The 20,733-nt window shown below is 40.0% G+C and carries 18 protein-coding genes; 9 read left to right on the forward strand and 9 right to left on the reverse strand.

Going from position 1 to position 20,733, the window contains the following annotated elements; translation table 11 throughout:
- Window positions 1–456: 456 nt before the first annotated feature.
- A complete protein-coding gene (locus tag B2107_RS16780) occupies window positions 457–873 on the forward strand; it encodes a helix-turn-helix domain-containing protein (RefSeq protein WP_293956828.1) in 417 nt (138 codons plus the stop codon).
- A gap of 210 nt (window positions 874–1,083) precedes the next feature.
- Here B2107_RS16780 and B2107_RS16785 read toward each other — a convergent pair whose 3' ends face one another.
- On the reverse strand, window positions 1,084–2,748 hold the full coding sequence (locus tag B2107_RS16785) for a hypothetical protein (protein ID WP_293956829.1): 1,665 nt from the start codon (window positions 2,746–2,748) through the stop codon (window positions 1,084–1,086).
- Between the two features lie 136 nt (window positions 2,749–2,884).
- A complete protein-coding gene (mnmD, locus tag B2107_RS16790) occupies window positions 2,885–3,550 on the reverse strand; it encodes a tRNA (5-methylaminomethyl-2-thiouridine)(34)-methyltransferase MnmD (protein ID WP_293957351.1) in 666 nt (221 codons plus the stop codon).
- Window positions 3,551–3,832: 282 nt separating this feature from the next.
- Here mnmD and B2107_RS16795 point away from each other — a divergent pair, with 282 nt between their 5' ends.
- Window positions 3,833–5,083 carry a dicarboxylate/amino acid:cation symporter gene (locus tag B2107_RS16795; protein WP_293956830.1) on the forward strand — a complete coding sequence of 417 codons (1,251 nt, stop codon included), beginning with the start codon at window positions 3,833–3,835 and terminating at the stop codon, window positions 5,081–5,083.
- A gap of 78 nt (window positions 5,084–5,161) precedes the next feature.
- On the opposite strand, the gene B2107_RS16800 is transcribed toward B2107_RS16795, so the two are convergent.
- The gene (locus B2107_RS16800; protein WP_293956831.1) at window positions 5,162–6,121 is read right to left on the reverse strand and encodes a lipid A deacylase LpxR family protein; all 960 of its coding nucleotides are present in this window, start codon (window positions 6,119–6,121) and stop codon (window positions 5,162–5,164) included.
- 338 nt (window positions 6,122–6,459) lie between these two features.
- Between B2107_RS16800 and B2107_RS16805 the strand changes: the two genes are divergently transcribed.
- The 4 genes from B2107_RS16805 to B2107_RS16820 all read left to right on the forward strand — a co-directional run bounded on the left by B2107_RS16805 (window position 6,460) and on the right by B2107_RS16820 (window position 11,850).
- Entirely contained in the window at window positions 6,460–6,867 is a 408-nt protein-coding gene (locus tag B2107_RS16805) for a cytochrome c maturation protein CcmE (protein ID WP_293956832.1), read from the forward strand.
- A 19-nt stretch (window positions 6,868–6,886) separates the two neighbouring features.
- Window positions 6,887–9,346 carry a heme lyase CcmF/NrfE family subunit gene (locus B2107_RS16810; protein ID WP_293956833.1) on the forward strand — a complete coding sequence of 820 codons (2,460 nt, stop codon included), beginning with the start codon at window positions 6,887–6,889 and terminating at the stop codon, window positions 9,344–9,346.
- On the forward strand, window positions 9,346–10,107 hold the full coding sequence (locus tag B2107_RS16815; RefSeq protein WP_293956834.1) for a Rossmann-like and DUF2520 domain-containing protein: 762 nt from the start codon (window positions 9,346–9,348) through the stop codon (window positions 10,105–10,107). Before B2107_RS16810 ends, B2107_RS16815 begins: the two co-directional genes overlap by 1 nt.
- Window positions 10,108–10,293: 186 nt before the next feature.
- Window positions 10,294–11,850 (forward strand): FMN-binding glutamate synthase family protein, encoded by a 1,557-nt coding sequence (locus tag B2107_RS16820; RefSeq protein WP_293956835.1) that lies wholly within the window; start codon window positions 10,294–10,296, stop codon window positions 11,848–11,850.
- 100 nt (window positions 11,851–11,950) lie between these two features.
- Here the strand turns inward: B2107_RS16820 and B2107_RS16825 are convergent, their stop codons facing one another.
- The 3 genes from B2107_RS16825 to B2107_RS16835 all read right to left on the reverse strand — a co-directional run bounded on the left by B2107_RS16825 (window position 11,951) and on the right by B2107_RS16835 (window position 14,489).
- Window positions 11,951–12,394 (reverse strand): MarR family winged helix-turn-helix transcriptional regulator, encoded by a 444-nt coding sequence (locus B2107_RS16825; protein ID WP_293936729.1) that lies wholly within the window; start codon window positions 12,392–12,394, stop codon window positions 11,951–11,953.
- Between the two features lie 265 nt (window positions 12,395–12,659).
- Entirely contained in the window at window positions 12,660–13,436 is a 777-nt protein-coding gene (locus B2107_RS16830) for an amidohydrolase (protein ID WP_293956836.1), read from the reverse strand.
- An 84-nt stretch (window positions 13,437–13,520) separates the two neighbouring features.
- The gene (locus B2107_RS16835) at window positions 13,521–14,489 is read right to left on the reverse strand and encodes a polyprenyl synthetase family protein (RefSeq protein ID WP_293956837.1); all 969 of its coding nucleotides are present in this window, start codon (window positions 14,487–14,489) and stop codon (window positions 13,521–13,523) included.
- A 111-nt stretch (window positions 14,490–14,600) separates the two neighbouring features.
- On the opposite strand from B2107_RS16835, the gene B2107_RS16840 reads away from it, so the two are divergent.
- Both B2107_RS16840 and B2107_RS16845 read left to right on the forward strand, forming a co-directional pair.
- Window positions 14,601–15,770, forward strand: a complete 1,170-nt coding sequence (locus B2107_RS16840) for a glycosyltransferase family 4 protein (protein WP_293956838.1) — start codon at window positions 14,601–14,603, stop codon at window positions 15,768–15,770.
- Window positions 15,767–16,096 carry a metal-sulfur cluster assembly factor gene (locus B2107_RS16845; protein WP_293956839.1) on the forward strand — a complete coding sequence of 110 codons (330 nt, stop codon included), beginning with the start codon at window positions 15,767–15,769 and terminating at the stop codon, window positions 16,094–16,096. The genes B2107_RS16840 and B2107_RS16845 overlap by 4 nt, the downstream gene beginning before the upstream one ends.
- Window positions 16,097–16,099: 3 nt before the next feature.
- Here the strand turns inward: B2107_RS16845 and B2107_RS16850 are convergent, their stop codons facing one another.
- The 3 genes from B2107_RS16850 to B2107_RS16860 form a co-directional block, all read right to left on the reverse strand.
- On the reverse strand, window positions 16,100–17,341 hold the full coding sequence (locus B2107_RS16850) for a cation:proton antiporter (protein ID WP_293956840.1): 1,242 nt from the start codon (window positions 17,339–17,341) through the stop codon (window positions 16,100–16,102).
- A 3-nt stretch (window positions 17,342–17,344) separates the two neighbouring features.
- Window positions 17,345–17,824: a cation:proton antiporter regulatory subunit gene (locus B2107_RS16855; protein ID WP_046672804.1), complete on the reverse strand. Its 480-nt coding sequence runs from the start codon at window positions 17,822–17,824 to the stop codon at window positions 17,345–17,347.
- Window positions 17,825–18,128: 304 nt separating this feature from the next.
- On the reverse strand, window positions 18,129–18,917 hold the full coding sequence (locus tag B2107_RS16860) for an MBL fold metallo-hydrolase (RefSeq protein ID WP_293956841.1): 789 nt from the start codon (window positions 18,915–18,917) through the stop codon (window positions 18,129–18,131).
- A 114-nt stretch (window positions 18,918–19,031) separates the two neighbouring features.
- Here B2107_RS16860 and recJ point away from each other — a divergent pair, with 114 nt between their 5' ends.
- Window positions 19,032–20,732 (forward strand): single-stranded-DNA-specific exonuclease RecJ, encoded by a 1,701-nt coding sequence (recJ, locus tag B2107_RS16865; protein WP_293956842.1) that lies wholly within the window; start codon window positions 19,032–19,034, stop codon window positions 20,730–20,732.
- The last annotated feature ends 1 nt before the right edge of the window (window position 20,733 follow it).

Here is a 20,733-nt window from a genome sequence, read left to right on the forward strand (position 1 = left end):
AAGAAGTACTTTAATTTTTAACCTGCCGTATTTGCAGGCAAGAATGAATTTCTTAGCTGTTTTTCTTTGTTTAGGTGTAGCTGAGTTATGATGGGAATAGCTTAACATCCACATAAAGTCTTTTAACAGTTTTTCTACTTTAACATGGAGTATCGCACATAACATTCTGAGATTACTTGGAATATCCAATTTGAGGTCTCTAACCTTTGAACCATACATTTCGTCGATTTCGGCATACTTATGATACATGTCTACCGTTACAACCTTGTTTTAACCTTTCTTCTTCATATCAAGTCTATTTTGATTTGCACAAATAAACACATCTCTATCTACGTACCGAACCAAAACCACTTGTAAAATACCTAACATAGTTTGTATCACACTAGGATTTCTTGTTTTGTACCATCTAAAGATATTTCGTATCTTAAACACTTAATATTTGCTAACTTTGGATTTATGAGTACAACCAGCGCAACAAACCATATAGGAAGAAAAATCTGTCGTATCCGCGAACTGCGTGGTATGAAACAGGAGTTTTTGGCATTCGAATTGGGTGTAAGCCAACAAGCTGTATCCAATATGGAGCGTAGTCCTGAGATAGAAGTAAGTCTATTGGCTCAGGTAGCAGAAGCATTAGGTGTTACGCCTGAAGCCATTGAGAACTTTGATGAAGAAGCAGTGTTTAATATTATAAATAACACTTTTACAAGCCACGACACATCTACACTAAATGCAATAAATATACATCCGAACTTTAATCCGCTTGATAAACTCATCGAAGCATATGAAGAAAATAAAAGGCTCTACGAACGCCTTTTGGAAGCCGAAAAAGCTAAGGTGGAGTATTTAGAAAGGCTGCTAAAGAATAGATAATCCATTATCTAAAGCGATCTGATATCGAATGTTATTAGACGGAATAAATGATATAAATCAATGAAGTTTATGAAAACGCGGAGAATAAGCAGTTTATTCTCCGCGTTTTTTGCGGTAAATAACCCATATATTTACCACATATACTTTAGAGATCGATGAAAATTAATTGATAAACAATTTCAGCCTGATTAAAAAGTTCAGAAATGAATATTATTTCAAACTATCCAATCTACTATAGATCATTGCCTTAAAAGTTCGTTGGTGGCTCGACCAAGCGTCTGGCTTGAACAATATCTTAATGACATCGCTTTCATAATTATCGGTTATCTTGAGAATCAGTTGTTCAAGTGCGGATGGATCCGTACGATAATCAATCTGTACATTAGCTGCGATAGCACGCAAGAATCTTAGCTTATCGTGGGCATAAAGATATTTCCAAAATTTCAGTAGTACAGAAGGACGAACACGATAATCTATCACCTCAAGCATTTTTTTATAATTCTTTTCATATTCCAATATCCTGAAATACAGCTCATCATACCCTGCATATTCCATATTATTGCGAAGCATACTCAATGTCCTCGTCCTAAATTTCTTATTGAGCTCCTCATCGTTGGAATGATCCATGATAAAAATGAAATCAGCGATATTTGGATCACTTAAAAATTTTTCCATTTTAATATGGGCAAGCTTGCTAAAATCGCCAATATCAGCATATAAATCCTCTAAAATCTCCAAAAAAGGATCATTATAAGTTGAATTTACATTGCCAGCGATAACCCTGTTGCAATAATCAATCGCTTTGTTGGGATCATGATCTCTTATTGCTTCTATTAATTTCAAATTATACTTAGCTTCCCATTGGCGGGGTACAAAATAATCAGCACTGTTGTCAAACATATTATTCTCAAGCAATACATCTAAAAAAAAGCTATCGACAACTATGTCCATGCGATAGCCCCCTACTAAAAGGGATGCAATCATATCCTCTATTTTGGCAGCCAGAAATCGTTTTCGATCCGTCGAAGAGCTTTGATAGATCAGTATAAATAATTCCAACATCCCCCCCTGTGAGCTTTCATCCGCCCACATTTTATCCCAATACGCATTTGTCAATGTTACCCACTGTATGTCAGAATCAACATGAGCAATGATTCCAGCGATTTTCAAATTTCCGGTTTCAATAAACTTTCTAAAACGCGTACCGGTATAGAAAACGCTATATTCAAGATCTAAAACAGTATTATAGACTGCCGAAAACAAATCGATGATCTTCTCATTTCCAATATTCAAGGCTAAATACTCCCAAAAAGGCTCAAGAGCCTTTTCCCATAGCTGCGCAATCTTCTTTACTTCCGAAGCTTCGACTTTCTTGCGTTTCCCCACCACCGAGGCAACCGCATCTTTTAAAATCTTCGCAACATCTGTTTCTTGATATTCATGCTTATTTTTCCCAAATTTCAACAGAAACTGTAATTCAATATCTTTATTGGATTTGAAAAGTTCCAACAGCCAGGAGGCTAACACTTCCTGTTCCAAGGTCAATAATAACTGTTCACTTTCTTTAACTTTTTTTATTCTGCCTTCCTTTGTATTATTTTTCTTTATTGGGCTCTGCCTCTCCCCAGGTAAGAATTGCATTAAGATCGCTATTTGATGTAAACAATAGGCATCTTTACGCCCACAGTCGCAAGAATGACCGACAACAACATCTTTATCCAACTGGACATTAATATCATAAGATTCCTCCCCCTCATCTACATAAGCCACAAAATTTCCTTTTACTTCAACTTCTTCCAATTCACGAACGACGAGTTTTTTAGCTTGTGTAAGCTTAGTTTCACTCTGTTTAGCTAAGATCTGTGCTATTCTCATTTTGATTTCTATTTCTGCCCAACCAGTTATTGCTATCACCTGTCACCGACATACTATTGCTCATTCTAACCGTCTTAGTACGCGCATACTAATTTATATTCTCTTTCTCACATAGACATATAGGACAGTAAGCTTCTTAAAGTTTCGTCGCCCGTAACATTTCCCTTTTTCCAGGTGCACCGGGAGCCTTCTCAATAGAAAAGCCTAAAGATTTCATACTACGTTTAAGATTACCCGTAATCGCATAAGTCACAAAGACTCCCCCCGGTTTAACAAACTGCGCGACATGTGCTAATGCCGCATCGTTCCACATTTCGGGCTGATGTATGGCAGCAAAAGCATCAAAATATACGACGTCAAATTGTTTTTCTGTTTGAAAATCCATCAATAAAGTATGCGCAATAGTGAGTTGCAGGCGTTCAAGGACTTGAACTCCCTGCTGCAATGCTGATTCATAGTTATTCAGATAAGCTGACCAGACCGTTGGATCCACCGTCTCGTTATACCCTGTCTCGGCAATGGTCATCAGTGGCAAAGGAAAACCCTCAATTCCAACATAGTCTACCTGAAATGACCTGTCCCGAATGAAATCGGCTGTCTGAAGAAAATTAAGTCCGGTACCAAATCCAACTTCCAGGATAGCAACATCCAAAGCTCCTGTCTTTTGCACGTAATGATCCAAACCTGTTTTGATAAACACATGCTTACTTTCCTGTACCGCCCCATGTGTTGAATGATAACATTCGCCAATTTCGGCATTGTATAATGTCTTCGAGCCATCTCCGGTCGTTACAAAATTCATTTTTCTCATACTTGGTATTAAAAAATCTAAGGCCTTATATCCATCCCCGCAACCAGCCCCATCAAGAAGGTGTTCATAAACCTTAGGAGCCCATTGGACACAAGACGCCCCCATACTCCACCTCTCTTTCTGCAGCCGCGACAGTATGCTATCAGAATATTTGTTCAAAGATAAAAAGCCATTTCAAATAAACTCTGATTAATCTTTATCAAAGCGTAAAATGAAAATAATAGATAAAAAGATTATTTTAGCGCCTTAAATACGAAACAATCACTGAACCTAATGGCATACTCGGCAAAAACTTTTATACAGCACTATGGCAGCATCTTACTGTTGCTTCTTGGTATCAGTATCGGAAGTTTAATTGGCATCTTTTTTCCACATTTTGTGGATAACCTTAAACCAATTGGGGATATCTTTCTCAATCTGCTATTCGTCAGTGTTATACCCCTCGTCTTTTTCGCAATAGCTTCGTCTGTGGCCAATATTGAAGGTGACAGTGTGCTGGGCAGAATTATTGGCACAATGTCATTCGTATTTGTTCTGGGTATTGTCGTTGCAGGAGTATCGACCATATTCTTTCTCTACTTATTTCCAGTACAGGCCCCACTCGCCATCGAACAGGGAAACACTATCATGGATACAGCCGTTCATGACTCCTGGGGTGAAAAGATGGTTCGATTCCTGACTGTTAGTGAATTTTCCAGTCTCTTATCCCGGCAGAATATGCTTGCCTTTGTCATATTCTCATTTTTGGTAGGTATCGCCACACGCAGGTCTGGCAGCTCCGCTGATATATTCCGAAAATTCATCAATTCCGGAAATGCCGTCATGGGCAATTTACTGGTCATGGTCATGAAATTGGCTCCGATAGGTCTCGGCGCTTATTTTGCCTATCAAGTTGGTACCCTTGGCCCACAGCTCTTTGGCTTCTATGCCAAACCCATTGGCCTCTATTATCTCTTTGGGGTACTCTACTTCTTCGTGGTATTTAGTGTCTTTGCCTTTCTTGCATCTGGTCTCAAAGGTGTCAAACGCTATTGGAAAAACAATATTTTACCTTCGCTGACTGCCCTCAGCAGCTGCAGCAGTCTTGCGACCATGCCGGCCAACTTACTGGCAGCAAAACAAATTGGCATCCCCGATACGGTAGCCAGCGTCGTCATTCCTTTGGGCACGACCTTACATAAACATGGTTCAGCCATCGCCTGTATCTTTAAAATTTACATTGCGCTGCTGTTAAGTGGACAAGAGTTCTTTGAACCAAGCAATATAATCATGGCGGTCGGAATCACCTTGTTGGTCAGCATCGTTGCCGGCGGTATTCCAAACGGGGGATATATCGGTGAGATGCTCATCATATCGGTTTATCAAATGCCGACTGAGGTGATTCCTTCAATTATGATCATTGCGACATTAGTAGATCCGTTAGCGACGATGCTCAACGCGACCGGCGATACGGTCGCTGCAATGCTCACTACCCGCTTCATAGGACAAAAACTGGCAGACCCAGTCCCAGCAAATCAGGTTTAAAGCCTAACATGCAAGTTATTCAGCTTAAGTTCAATCAATCAGAGCTATAATAGTGGAAATTGGTTTTTGTCTAACATATTAAAAGCGGTAAGCAAAGAATAACTGTCCGTATTGATGTCTATGGAAGACAGACTTAAGCTCCTTGGAATTGAAAATGTAATTAATGCCGTAATTAACCTTATGGTCAGACCAGTTGAATCCTACGCGATGAGTAAGCATCCACGGTTCAATCTGATATAATTCACCGATCGGATCATCTTTCCCCAATCCCCCCTGTATAGTGGAATTATAAAAAACCCGTGTCAAACTAGGCTGATAGACAAAGTACCATTCCTTCTCGTTGTTACTTCTGGCCTGCGTTAGATGTCCACGGGTAAAGGTCGATGCATGGTACGATTTGAGTTTACCTGCACGTATCGGAATTCCTGCCTCGATGTTGGTATTGTTCATGCCCAGCACGCCTCTTCCCATTACGCCAAGATCAAAGGACTGCGAACCATTCCGGTAAATTCCTTTGAGATACTTCGCCTGCATATCCACACCAAATGCATTGTGCAGCTCCGTTTCCCAACCTGTTGCCTTATACAGTCCAAAAAGGTGGTGAATAAACTTCTGTGCTTCTTCACCATATGATCTGGAGCCAATTTGCCCAAATTCCACCTTTAGTTCCACAACTTGATCCGCCTTTAAAAACCGGGTTGCACCTGCGCTCAAATAAAGGTAACCTGCAAAAGGTCGGTCATATGTCCTATTTTGCCGACGATAGTCCACTATGCTAATGCCGTTATAGATTCGTTGTCCAATTTCAAAGTCCAAAACAGTATTGGAGGTCTCCACGTCGCTCCTGGGTTGTATTGCCACACGATAATTGACATTGATACCATTCGTATAATACCTATCTTGGCCCACCAAGAGGTAAACATCATTATCATTTTGGATAGAAAGTTCGTGATTACGGAATTTCACCTGCCCAAACACAAGAAAACACCAAGATAATAGGGACAATAGGAGCCCTAAGGATCGCAAACCAACACTCATATTAACAGGCAATTGTAAAATTCATGCGAAATCATCAGAAACAAAAAAGCAAATCTTACCTCAAATTATTGAAAAGCATTGGAATACGTCATATTTTTCAAACTAATTTAAGCTATTTAGAATAGATATAAATAATATGGAAAAGTTGCATTATTCCTTTCTTAGCGAATCTATTTGTAATTTTGCATTCGATTAGGTGTCAAATGTAAGAAATTCGGGATTTTTATAAGAAGTGATCTAAATATTTTACCTAGTAAACATCATCACCACAACAAAAAAACTGAGTGAAACGATTTATGTTTTCGATATAATCAAGCACTTATAAATAAGTAAATACAATGAAAAAAAGTTCAATTATTCTAATCGCTATCATCGCTGTCGCCATTGCCATGATACTTGTTATCTACACCGATTCAAGTACGTATTCGACATTTACCGAAGCTAAAGAAAAGAAAACCGAACTGTATGTCGTAGGTCAATTAAATAAGGAAAAAGCGCTTCACTATGATCCTAAGACCGACGCCAACAAATTCTCGTTTTTCATGTTCGACAATGATGGCACAGAGTGTGAAGTGATTTTTAAGGGCGCCAAACCTCAGGATATTGAACGTTCAGAGCAAATTGTATTGACCGGTAAAATGGATGGAAATGTGTTTAGGGCGAGTAAGATCTTAATGAAATGTCCGTCAAAATATAACGATAAATCAGTCGTTACCGAGATCAATGCGACTGCTTTCAATAATTAATTTGTAAAATCAATTTTCAATGGACGTTAATTACGTTGGTGAGCACCTGCTACCCGGGCAGATCGGACAGTTCTTTATTGTTCTTTCTTTTGGTGCCGCACTTTTATCTTGTATCGCCTATTTTTTCGCGACTAACACTCCTGAAGAGACTTCATGGAAAAAAATTGCTCGCATTGCATTCTGGGTGAATGCTGTGTCAGTCGTAGCTGTCGGCGCAACTTTATTTTATATTATTTACAATCACTATTTTGAATATAATTACGCTTTTGCACACTCTTCGAAAGACTTACCGACCTATTATATCATTTCCAGTTTCTGGGAAGGGCAGGAAGGAAGCTTTTGGCTATGGACATTCTGGCAAACCGTATTAGGCGCAATATTATTATTCAAAGCCAAAAGCTGGGAAACGTCCGTTATGACCTTTGTGATGTTGTGTCAAGCATTTTTAGCCTCGATGATCATAGGGATTGAGTTACTGGGTTTACGCATCGGAAGCTCTCCATTTATCCTCCTGCGTGATGCAATGGATTTCCCTATCCTAAAGGAAGCAAACTATTTGTCGCTACTTAAAGACGGCAATGGTCTAAACCCTTTATTGCAGAACTACTGGATGGTGATTCATCCGCCGACACTGTTTCTTGGCTTTGCGTCTATGATTGTTCCTTTTGCTTATGCAACGGGCGCTCTTTGGACCAAACGCTACAAGGAATGGATCAACGCTGCACTTCCTTGGGCACTATTTGCTGTTATGATTTTAGGAGCTGGTATTATCATGGGTTCATTCTGGGCGTACGAAGCACTTAATTTTGGCGGCTTTTGGGCATGGGATCCCGTAGAAAATGCTTCCATTATTCCATGGTTTACGTTGATCGCAGCAGTACACGTCATGGTCGCTTACAAAAATTCTGGCCATTCCTACTTTACCGCTACTTTTTTAGCGATGATCAGCTTTGTGCTGGTGATTTATGCCTCTTACCTGACGCGAAGTGGTGTTCTCGGGGAAACTTCAGTGCACTCTTTTACTGATTTGGGAATGAGCGGACAACTGATCTTGTTCAACGTCGTATTTTTAGTTATTATGGTGGTATTTCTGACAATTAAAAAGAAAGAAATGCCCATCACAGAAAAGGATGAAGATATCTACTCCAGAGAATTCTGGATGTTTATCGGCGCTTTGGTATTGACTGTCGCCTGTGCACAGATTATCGCTTCAACATCAATTCCGGTATTTAACAAAATCTTTGGTACCAAAGTAGCCCCACCTTTAGATCCGATACAACATTATAACAAATGGCAATCAGGCTTTGCTGTTATCGTCATGATCTTAACCGGATTTACGCAATTTTTAAAATATAAGCGTACCGACAGCCGAAAGTTTTTGGCGTCTACAGTAGCATCGTTCGTGGTATCTCTTCTCTTAACTGCCGCAGTTGTTTATTTGACGAAGACCTATACCAACCTGATCTATATTTTAATCACCTTCGCAAGTATTTTCTGTATTTTGGCGAATATCCGCATATTGGGAGATGCTGTTAAAGGTAAATGGAAACTTGCGGGCTCTTCCGTAGCCCATATTGGTTTCGGACTCTTACTGATCGGTGCCATGGTCGCTGCAGCAACCAATGAGGTCATCTCTGTTAACAATACAGGATACATCGCTGTATCAGGCTTTGACAAAGTGGAGAAACCCGGCGAAAATTTATTCTTAACCGAGGGTGAACCTGTACAGATGGGGGAATACAAAATCACCTATATCGGTGACAGCATCGTTGCTCCAAATACGTTTTATAAGATAAAATATGAACGAATTGACGAAGAAACAGGAAAAGTAAAGGAGCAATTTGTTCTGCAACCTTTTGCTCAAAACAATGCAAAAATGGGTGGTTTGATTGGCACACCAGCGACCAAACATTATATTACACATGATGTCTATACATTGATTACTGCTGCTGCAGCTGAAAGTCAGGCTACACATGCGAAAGTTTCGGCAGAAGAGAAAACTGGTTTTGAAGACTACGAGGAGCCAGCCACATATCAAGTAAACATCGGCGATACGCTACGCTATCGTAATGGCTATTATGTCATTGAAGGCCTAAACAAAGAAGCTCACCTAGAGAAAATTCCAAAGGGTCCCGGTGATGTTATGGTTGGATTGAAAATAAAGGTATTTTCCGCTGACAACAAACAATATGAGGTACAACCTATCTACCTCATTAAGGATGGTGGGGTTTATGACTTCAATAAAGATGTCAATGAACAAGGACTTAAATTTAGATTTACGGGTATTAAGCCCGACAAAGATAAACTGGAAATTATGGTTTATCAAAAACCCCTTCCAGAAAAAAAATGGGTCGTATTTAAAGCCATTAAATTCCCCTACATCAACTTTTTCTGGTGTGGCACAATTGTCATGACAATCGGTTTTATCATGTCCATTGTGAGAAGGAACAAAGAGGAAAAACGAAAAGCATTGAAATAATGAACATAGTGATCTTAGGGAGCGGAAATGCAGCCACACATTTCGCACGACAGTTTCAAAAAATAGGACAGCAAGTCGTTCAGATCTATAGTAAAACAAAGGCCAATGCAAACGCATTGGCCTTTGATCTTCATTGCGCGGCAATTGACCAGCTGTCTGAACTTGACTTAAATGCCGATCTTTACCTTATTGCGGTTGCGGATAAAGCTATCATACCGATAGTAGAAGCACTGCCCCCAAATTTAAAAGGAATTGTTATCCACTGTTCAGGCGCAACAGATCTGGCCGTACTCAATAGATTTAAGAACGCCGGCGTCATCTATCCACCACAGTCTTTATCTAAAGATAAAGCAGTCGATTTTTCCACCGTTCCGCTTTGTGTTGAAGGTAATACGGATAACAATAGCGCAATGCTACTCCAGCTCGCACGCAACTTAAGCCCGCACAGCTTATATTGTACTTCACACCAGCGTTTAGCTATTCATCTTGCTTCGGTCTTGGTCAATAATTTTTCGAACATCCTCTATCAGATGGCGTATGAGCTTCTCACCGAAAACAACTTATCATTTGATCTGATCAAACCAATCATCCGGGAGACGGCAGAAAAAGCTCAAAATCATATTCCGATAACAGTTCAGACAGGACCAGCCATCCGACAAGACAGCAAAACAATGCAAAAACATTTGCAATTTATTAGCAATAAACCAGATTTACAGCAAATCTATCAACTTTTATCGCAGGAGATTACTAAAAGAAAATAGTTTGTTAGAAACGGTTATAAACTTGTCAAAACTTACTGTAAACGAGTGAACATAGCTATTTACTTAGGGAACTTTAGTACATTTGCTTCGTCCAAAAGCGTGTTTTGGAATGCTAATTGAGTACTATAATAATCAGTTGGGCTAAAATTAAAAATAGCGAATCAAAAATAAATAATCGTATTTTCTATGGAAGTTAGAAAACTCATTCTTTCAATAATGATAGTGATTAATTTAATCATCTTATCATTTGGATTTATATTTACATCAAGCTGGTTTTGGCTGCTTATCATCCCATTTCCACTGCTATTGATAGCATTATATCACAGTTTCCAAACTAAACATGCCATTCTGCGCAATTATCCTTTGGTTGGATATTTCCGTTATGTTTTTGAATCTATTCGTCCTGAATTGAGACAGTATTTTTGGGAATCAGATATGGATGGACGTCCTTTTAACAGAAGACAGCGTTCGATCGTATACCAGCGTGCAAAAAACCAACGTGAAACTGTCGCATTTGGTATGCAGACTGATCCGCAAGCTGTCGGGAATGAATGGGCAGCGCACTCTGTGTTCCCTTGTCATATCGAAAATCACGACCTGCGTACTACGATTGGAAACTCCGCTTGTAAAAAGCCTTATAGTTTAAGTGTGTTCAACATTTCAGCAATGAGTTACGGTGCCTTAAGCAAAACCGCAATAACTGCCTTAAACAAAGGGGCTGCACTTCAAAACTTTGCGCACAACACGGGTGAAGGGGGTATTAGTGACTATCATAACAATGGCGGTGATTTAATTTGGCAGGTTGGTACAGGTTATTTTGGGTGCCGCAATAAAGAGGGAAAATTTGATGCCGAACTTTTCAGAGAAAAGTCACACCGTGAAAACGTGAAGATGATTGAGTTAAAACTCTCACAAGGTGCTAAACCAGGTCACGGGGGTATCCTTCCAGCAGCAAAAAATACACCGGAAGTTGCTGCCATTCGTCACGTTATTCCGGGAACAGATGTCATGTCACCTCCAGCACATAGTGCATTCTCTTCGCCAACAGAAATGATGCATTTCATACAACATATGCGTGAATTGTCGGATGGAAAACCCATCGGTTTTAAGATCTGTATCGGAGACAAACATGAGTTTATGGATATCTGTCATGCGATGCAAAACACACAGATTTTTCCAGATTTTATTTCTGTAGATGGATCGGAAGGTGGTACGGGAGCCGCGCCACTTGAATTTACGGACAATTTAGGTATGCCGCTCTATGATGCACTGGCATTTGTCACAAAAACCTTAATTTCCTTCGGCCTAAAAAAACACATCAAAGTCATCGTATCCAGTCGTATCGTCACCGGGTTTGACATTTTAAAAGTTATCGCCCTAGGAGCAGATGCATGTTATAGCGCGCGGGGTATGATGTTCGCTTTGGGTTGCATCCAGGCACTTAAATGTAATGAAGACGTTTGCCCAGTTGGGGTGGCGACACAACAACCACACCTCTACAAAGGACTAGACGTGAATGATAAATATGTGCGCGTCGCGCAGTTCCATCGTAACACTTTACGTGCTACTGTCGAAATTATGGAAGCTTGTGGATTCAAAACACTTTCTGATGTATCGGCAGATAAATTTTATCGTAAAGTAGATGCGATACGGACATTGAGCTTTCAAGAAATTTATTTCGGAAATGAAGGTAAATTGGTCAACAGCCGCACAGATTTCGAAAGTAAGCTATTCGAAGATTAAGCGGCATTTTTTAAATAAAACAGCAAGTCCCCTATGTAAAATCAGCATAGGGGACTTTTTTATAGCTTGCTTACTTCAGGAATATGCCGAACATAAATAATTATTCTAGATTAAAGAGTACACGATGTAAAATCGTATTTGAGACAGCAATCTGATCATCGTTCAACCCCTCCAAGGCCTGTTCAATTGTATTTCTAGCTTGCTTCATGCCCTCATCCTTCATCTTTCTTCCCGTTTTTGTCAAATAGATCAGATTAGACCGTCTATCGTTTTTATCGTTCACGCGAATAACCAGATTGACCCGTTCCAAATTATTTATTAGCCGAGTCACGCTCGGCTTGTCCCGAAATGTACGAATAGCTAACTCCTGCTGGGTAAGCCCCTCCTCTACCCAAAGGTTATACATGATACTCCATTGTTCAGAAGTAATGCTTAAACCGGCCTCCCGGAGATTACGCTGTAACCTTCGCATAACTGCAATGGAATATTTACCCGTTAGGAAATTATAAAAATACTCTTGTGATACTAAATCTTGGTGCAACATATAATAATGGTTATGGTTGTTTACGCAACTTATTATAGCAATAAAATGCTGTTTTTCATATGATGTAAAAAAAAGCTAAACGTATTGTGGCTAATAGTTAGCCTAAATTACACTTTAGCGTAGCATCTACAAACAAAATTTATCAACATGTCATCAGTAGATGTTGATAAATCATCAAAATTTGATTTTTTGACACACTGAATTTAGCAAATAAAAAGTATACGACCAAAATTATTACTTGCAATTATACCTAATTAAAAAGGAGTTAGCTGATCGTAAAGGAATCAGAGTCTTTCAAGAAAGGGAATTTTTCACGGGCTTCCAATAAGTCATTGGGATTTAAGGTAAATGTATATAAGTCTTCATCTTCCGGTTTGTAATATACGACATCCCCTAGCGGAGATATACACATCGAACCGCCAGAATAATAAACGTCATTACCATCGTGCCCAACCCGGTTCACACCAACGACATAGGCTTGATTTTCTATCGCGCGTGCTGGAATAAGGGCTCTCCAATGCGCAGATCGCTTGTCAGGCCAACTGGCGGTATATACTAAAATATCGTATGCACTATTTTGATTTTTAGACCAAACAGGGAATCTAAGATCATAACAAATCATTGGACAAATTTTCCAGCCTTTGATATCTACTAAAATGCGTTCATTGCCAGGTTCGAAGTATTCATTTTCTTTTGATAATCCAAAGAGATGGCGTTTGTCATATTTTACATATTTGCCATCAGGAAACATCCACACAAAACGATTATAATATTTCCCACCGTCTTCAATGATCAAAGAACCGGCGACAACACAATTAAGCGAACTAGCCATCTCAAATAGCCATCTTGTAGTAGGTCCATTTGCGGGTTCCGCACATTTCTTAACATTATTTGTGAAGCCTGTATTAAACATCTCAGGAAGAATAATAACATCCGTTTTTTCGCGCAATGCGGAAAGTCTCAACGCGAGATTATTTAGATTCTTCTCTATATTTTCCCAAAATAGGTATGCTTGAAATACGGTGATCTTTAAAGGCTCCATGAACGTAATCTAAAAATTTACTTAATTATTTTATAATAAAATAACCATTTAACGGCAAGATACAAATTTTAAAAGAAATAATACTTATTGCTGCCGTACCAAAAGGTTATTTGCTAACACTAATAACGGTTCCTTGCGATGATTTGGTACATTTAAAGCTTCCATTTTTTCGAAAGCCCGCTGTGTATAGCTATCCTTAAGTTTGTCCGCAGCAGCTTTAATTTCATATTTTCCATACAATGCAAGCATATCGTCTATCTTTGATGGAGTATCCTCAGCAGGAGCTTCCAACAAATTCTTTAAAATGGGCTTATCTTCGTTCGAAATCACCGCCATCAACTTCACCAATAAAAACGTCTTTTTATTGATCAGAATATCACCACCAACGATCTTTCCAAAGGTTTCCGGATCGCCGTAAGCATCCAAAATATCATCTTGTAACTGGAATGCTAAACCCACATTCTCACCAAAATCGTAAATCAGTTGCTGTTGCTGTTCATCTGCTCCCGACAAAATAGCGCCCAATTGCAATGCTCCGCCCAATAATACCGAAGTCTTCAAGCGGATCATTTCCAGATATTCAGCCATCGACAGCGAACTCCGACTTTCGTAATCCATATCCAATTGTTGGCCCTCACATACCTCCATGGCAACTTTACTTAAAATTTTCAACGTTGCTGGTAGATAAACCGGATTACATTTTGATATTTCCTCATAGGCTTTAACCAACAATCCGTCACCAGATAATATGGCAATATTAGCGTCCCATTTCTCGTGGACTGTCGTTTTACCTCTTCTTAAGGGTGCCTTATCCATCAGATCATCGTGGATTAGCGAAAAGTTGTGAAAAAACTCAACTGCTTTGGCAGCGGGTATAATATCGGTCATGTCGTGCATACCGAATAATTCGGCCGCCATCAAGGTCAGTACAGGTCGAACCCGCTTCCCTCCCAAAGTCAAAATATACCGTATTGGATCATATAAATTGGATGGTGTTTCAGGAAATTTACTTGTCTCTATCGCCTCCATCACGAGTTGTTGTAAATGTTGCATATATCTTTACGATCGAATCTTGCGAATATAGCAATAATCGGATAGAAATGGCAATTTTGTCCCTTTAAAGGAAGTCGCCCCAAAATTGTACATTTGTACAAGTATTTTATTATGCGCATACTGATTATCCATACATTTTACCAAGATCCTGGCGGTGAAGATACTGTGTTTCAGCAGGAAGCTTCCCTCCTTACTCAGGATCATGAAGTCCTCACGATCACTTTCCAAAATAAAAAGGGATGGAGGGGAGCCCTACAGACGGTGGGATCCTTTTGGAATATTTTCGCTGCGCAACGTGTCAAGGAAAAAATAAATACGTTTAAGCCAGATATCGTTCACATACATAACATACATTATGCAGCTGGTCCAGTCGTCGTACGTACCATCGCCAAACTCGGAATCCCACAGGTCATGACGCTCCATAACTTCCGGCTGTTATGCCCATCAGCCACCCTCTATCATCACAACCATCTCTTTTTGGACTCAATCCATGAGAACTTCCCTTGGACTGCCGTGCGACAAAAAGCATTCAATAACTCTACGGTAAAAACATTTATCCTAGCTCTGAATTATTGGGTTCACCGTAGAATTGGGACCTGGAAAAAAGTAAATCGATACATCACTTTAAGCTCTTTTGCAAAAGAGATATTTGTTAAATCTACGCTAAACCTTTTACCTCACCTATTCGCTGTTAAACCAAACTTTGTCTTTCCTACTACAGTAGCTCGCAAAGTTACCACTCCCTACTTCATTTACGTCGGTCGCCTTTCAGAAGAAAAAGGTATATTAAATCTGATAGATGCTTTTATCGGTTCAGATTTTAAACTACAGATCATTGGCGGGGGACCGCTCGAAGAGGTAGTAAACAGACGCGTCAAGGGTCAGCCTAATATTTCCTACCTTGGCTTTAAAAAGAGAGATGAAATCTTGCCCTTGGTAGCAGATGCACAAGCATTGCTGGTTCCTTCCATTTGTTTCGAGGGCATGCCGATTACAATTCTTGAAGCTTACTCTGTAGGCACAGCCGTACTCTGCTCCAATATTGGCCCACTCCCTGAATTGATTGCTACTGGCAAAACAGGGCTGACATTCGATCCCCACAATAAAAATGACATCATCCGAGCGTTGACCGCATGGAGTACAAAAATGAAAGATGAAAAAGATGAGATAACAAAGACCTGTAGTTCTTACTATTTTAGTAATTTTACGCCTGAACTAAATAAAGAAAAATTATTGGCGATCTATCAGGACGCTATTCACGATAAAAATCAGAATAAATGAGTATCATCGTATTAGATAAACTTGGTTTAGCACCGCAGATACAGACTGTACTGGAATCGATTTATGATCCTGAACTCAAACCTGCAAATATTGTAGATTTGGGGCTTGTATATGAAATCATTACGAAGGAAGAAGGCATTGCAAAGATTGTGATGACACTTACTGCTCCAGGCTGTCCGGTGGCAGGCGAAATTATGAATGAAGTTCAAGAAAAAGTTGCTGCCATAGCAGGCATCAAAGAAGCATTGGTAGAATTGACATTTGATCCGCCTTGGACCAAAGACATGATGTCGGAAGAAGCAAAGCTAGAATTGGGATTTTTGTAACGCCTAAATCCTCTGATTATTTTCTAGATCACTTAGCTTCTTTAAGGGCTTGGCACTATTGGGATCTGCTCCAAAAAGTGTTTTCCACAGCTTTCGAGACTCTTTGGTCAATAGAGGCGATACGATTGAAAGAATAAGTACATAAACAACCACAAAGGATTGAATAACCGGCAATAAGGCCCCCGCTTTGCCAATATTTGCCATGATAATAGAAAACTCTCCACGCGCAGACAAGGTGAAGCCGATATCAAAAGAAGTTTTAGGCTTCATGCCCGAAAATTTAGCCGCAAAATATCCTGATGCAAGATTACCCAGCATGGTGACCAATGCTGCGATCGAAGCCCAAAAAACGGCACCCCCTAGCGACATGATATCAATGGACAATCCGAAACTAAAGAAAAACATCGCCCCAAAAAAATCTTTATAGGGCAGTACCATGGATTCAATTTTTTTAATGTATTGAGAATCTGCAAGCACCAATCCAGCCATCAATGCACCAATAGCCTCTGCAACGTGTATCGTTTCGGAAAATCCCGCCACAATAAAAAGCAGTGCAAAGATGATCAATATAAATAATTCGGAGGTTTTCTCCTTCAATAACCGATCAATTGCAGGCACCAACTTTCTGCCTAAAATCAAAAACGCCAATATAAACCCTAAAGCCAATAAAGAAGTTCCGGCCACTGTCCAAAAAGAGCTGCTCCCCGTAAGAATCAAGCCTGAAAGAAAGGAGATATGCATCGCTATAAACAGATCATCGAACATAATCATACCCATAATGACCTCAGTCTCGGGGTTGGCAGTACGTTTGAGATCAGTCAGAACTTTTGCAACAATAGCTGTCGAGGAACTTGTCATAATACCGCAAAGCACCATCATTTCCTTAAATGGCATGTCCATCAACCAACCGATCAATAGCCCTGATGTAAAGTTCAATAAAACATAAATGGTTCCCCCTGTCACAATGGCTTTGCCAGACTTAACAAGCCGATTGACTGAAAACTCAAGACCAAGATAGAACAGCAGGAACAGTACCCCCAAACGGCCCATGAAATCGATAAAGGGCTTGCTTTCTGTAAAAGTTAAATCCACCATGCCAATCTGTGGGGCGTGCTGTCCCAACACCATTCCTATAATGATGAAAAAAGGGATAACAGAAAACTTAAGCTTATTGGCAATTAGGCCAACAATGGCAACGAGTCCTACAGCGATTCCAATTTCCAGAATTAAGGTATGTGATAGCATAAATTACAGTAAAATTTCCTTTAAAAGTTTAATATTATTCTTTTTCCCCGCGATAACCAGTGTCGTACCTGGGCTAATCAAATAAGATGGTCCTGGATTAATAACCGTATCATCATCCCGTATACCAGCAATAATCGATGCGCCGGTGCGTTGACGGACTTCCAACTCCCCAATTGTCTTTCCTGCACCTTCATTTTTGCCCTCTACTTTGTACCATTCAATGCGCAAATCGTCCAGAGCAACTTCAATCGTCTCCAAAGCCTTCGGCTTATAGGACAATCCACCGATAATTCCCGCAATCTGACGGGACTCATCGTCATTAAGTGTCATCACACAACGTGATTCATGCTCCTCGTCATCATAGCGATAAAGTTCCCGTCTGCCATCGTCATGGATAACAACAACCATGTTATCTCCCGCATCGGTTTCAATTTGAAATTTTTTCCCAATTCCAATCAGATCGGACTCTCTTACAATAGACATAATCTTCTTTTTAAAATATATACCAATAATAAAAAAACCTTCATAATTTTGTATAAACGAACTTTATGAAAGCAGACTGAAGATGTTTTCAGCCAATAAAAACAAAGACTTACAGAAAAGACAGCATCAGTACTTAGCTACTAAATACAAATTTAGCCAAAAATTCAGTCTTAAACGAATCCGTCAATAGCTAATAGGGTGGCTTCGCGAGGTGCAAATTACCCTAAGATAACAAAAAAGAACAGAGGAAACAAATCCTCTCTCCTATCCCATGGTATGCGCGAGCCCAATAAACCCGTTTTTTTTATTCCTGCAAGGAAGCATCAATCAACCGATAAGTGCCATCTTCCCGAAGCTGACTACGGCCAATGGTTATATTTTTTGAATGATAAAATAAAAAAATCCAGCCTGCTGGCGCGCCTTCTGCCCAATACTCCTGACGCAAGGCTTTGGAGCGCCGGCCGTCAAAATCATATTTTGCCACATAGTTATGGAAAATCTCTTCAGGCTCGGGCAATACATCTCCACCAAAGAAGTAATGCTGACCACCTGTTCGAATATGAAATGCCTGATGATGTTCGGTATGTCCGCCATTGAGCGCATAGCTGATTTCATCATTTATTTTTCCTTCACCTTCCACCAATATCAAATTACCGCTGCGTTGAATCACATCAAAAATCTCTGTCCGGTATGAACTGGAAATTCCCGAGTAGGCATCTTCCCATTCACCACGCTGTACAATATATTCGGCCTCAGGAAATGCTATCCGACCCGTTCCACTTTCAAATGTCACCATACCACCGGCATGATCTTTATGCAGATGGGACATCAATACATATTTTACATCATCAGGCCGATATCCTAATTTATAGATGTTATCATACAGCTGTAAATGCCCATTTTCATCCGTATAACCAAGACCAGTATCACAAAGTACTAGCCCGCCATCGGTTTGGATCAAGAAAGGATGAACATCGATAAACATAGCGCCCGGACGGTCCTGAGGGGCATCTATCGAAGGGTCGAAAGGAACAAATTTTCTGCTTTTATCTACCGAAAAAGAACCTTCGTATAAAGAATAAGCCTGTACCATATTTAAAACATTGGGAATATGCACGTTAAGCAACAGCGAATCAATACCCGGTTTAGGAATTAGGTAAGTCCAGCCTTAAAACGTATATTTACACTTAAAATATTGTGCAAAGATATGCAAAAAAGGTGGGTACTAAAATCTAAAACTGATGTCAAAATAACCAACAAACTGCGCGAGGAATTAAACATCAACACTGTATTGGCAGAGTTGCTCGTGAGCAGAGGAGTGGAGACTTTCGACGACTCAAAACAGTTTTTTAGACCTCAATTATCGAACTTGCACGATCCATTTTTGATGCGGGACATGGAGAAAGCCATCAACCGGATCATTCAAGCCATTGGCAACAAAGAAAAAATACTTATTTATGGAGACTATGATGTGGACGGTACAACTGCGGTAGCCGTTGTTTATAGTTTCTTCAGGGAATTCCATAGCCAGCTCGAGTTTTACATTCCAGACCGCTATGCCGAAGGCTATGGCATCTCGACACAAGGAATAGACTACGCCGCCGCTAACGGTTTCAGCTTAATTATTGCATTAGACTGCGGTATCAAGGCAATCGATAAAATTGATTACGCAAACAGCAAGGGGATTGATTTTATCATTGGCGATCACCACCTTCCAGGGGAAGAGCTTCCTAAAGCTTATGCTGTATTGGATCCTAAGCGTATTGACTGTGAATATCCTTATAAAGAACTTTCAGGATGTGGAATCGGCTTTAAGATTATTCAGGCTTTTATATTGACCAATGGAATGGATATCAATGCCTGCTATCAGTTTTTGGATCTCGTCGCTGTAAGTATCGCTTCGGACATAGTTCCTATTACCGGTGAAAACAGAATACTCAGCCACTTTGGCCTTATTAAACTTAATACGAATCCCTGCGTCGGATTAAAAGCACTGATTGACTTATCCAATAACCGAACGAAGATCTTTACCGTTAATGACATCGTGTTCCAGATTGGCCCACGAATAAATGCCGCGGGCAGAATAGATCATGCCAAGGACGCTGTCAAACTATTAATTTCAAAGTCGCTACAGGAAGCAAAAGATTTCAGTTCGAGCATTGATGATCAAAACAATGTGCGGAAAGACTTTGATCTTAGAATCACAGAAGAAGCGTTGGCTCTCATTGAAGATAACGCTCTACTTAAAAGCCGAAAATCCACCGTACTGTATAAAGCCGACTGGCACAAAGGCGTCATTGGGATTGTCGCTTCCCGTCTGACCGAAAAATATTACCGACCGACAATAATATTGACCGAAACAAATGGTCATATCGCCGGTTCCTGCCGCTCGGTATTGGGTTTTGATTTATATGAAGCGTTAAGCGAATGCGCCGATCTATTGGAACAATTCGGCGGACATAAATATGCTGCCGGACTAACCATGTCCGTAGAGAATGTCACACTCTTCCAAGATCGTTTTGAAGAAGTCGTATCACGACGTATCAGTCCAGAAATGCTGACGCAAGAAATTTTGATCGATGCCAAGTTAGCACTGAAAGATATCGACGCTAAGTTTTTCCGTATTCTTCAGCAATTTGAACCATTCGGTCCCCAAAACGAATCCCCTATTTTCCTCAGTAAAAAGGTAAATGCAGTAGGGCAAGCCTTTATAGTAGGCACCAATCATCTCAAGATGACCATTATTCAGGAAGACTCTCCAGCATTTGACTGCATTGGTTTTGGATTGGCAGAACATATCACGCATATCAATTCTGGACAAAGTTTCGACATCTGCTACAGCATCGAAGAGAATGTATGGCGCAACAAAAAGAACTTACAGCTAAACATCAAAGGGATTAAGTATTAGT

This window comes from Sphingobacterium sp. UBA7855, assembly GCA_002500745.1.
Lineage (GTDB): Bacteria > Bacteroidota > Bacteroidia > Sphingobacteriales > Sphingobacteriaceae > Sphingobacterium.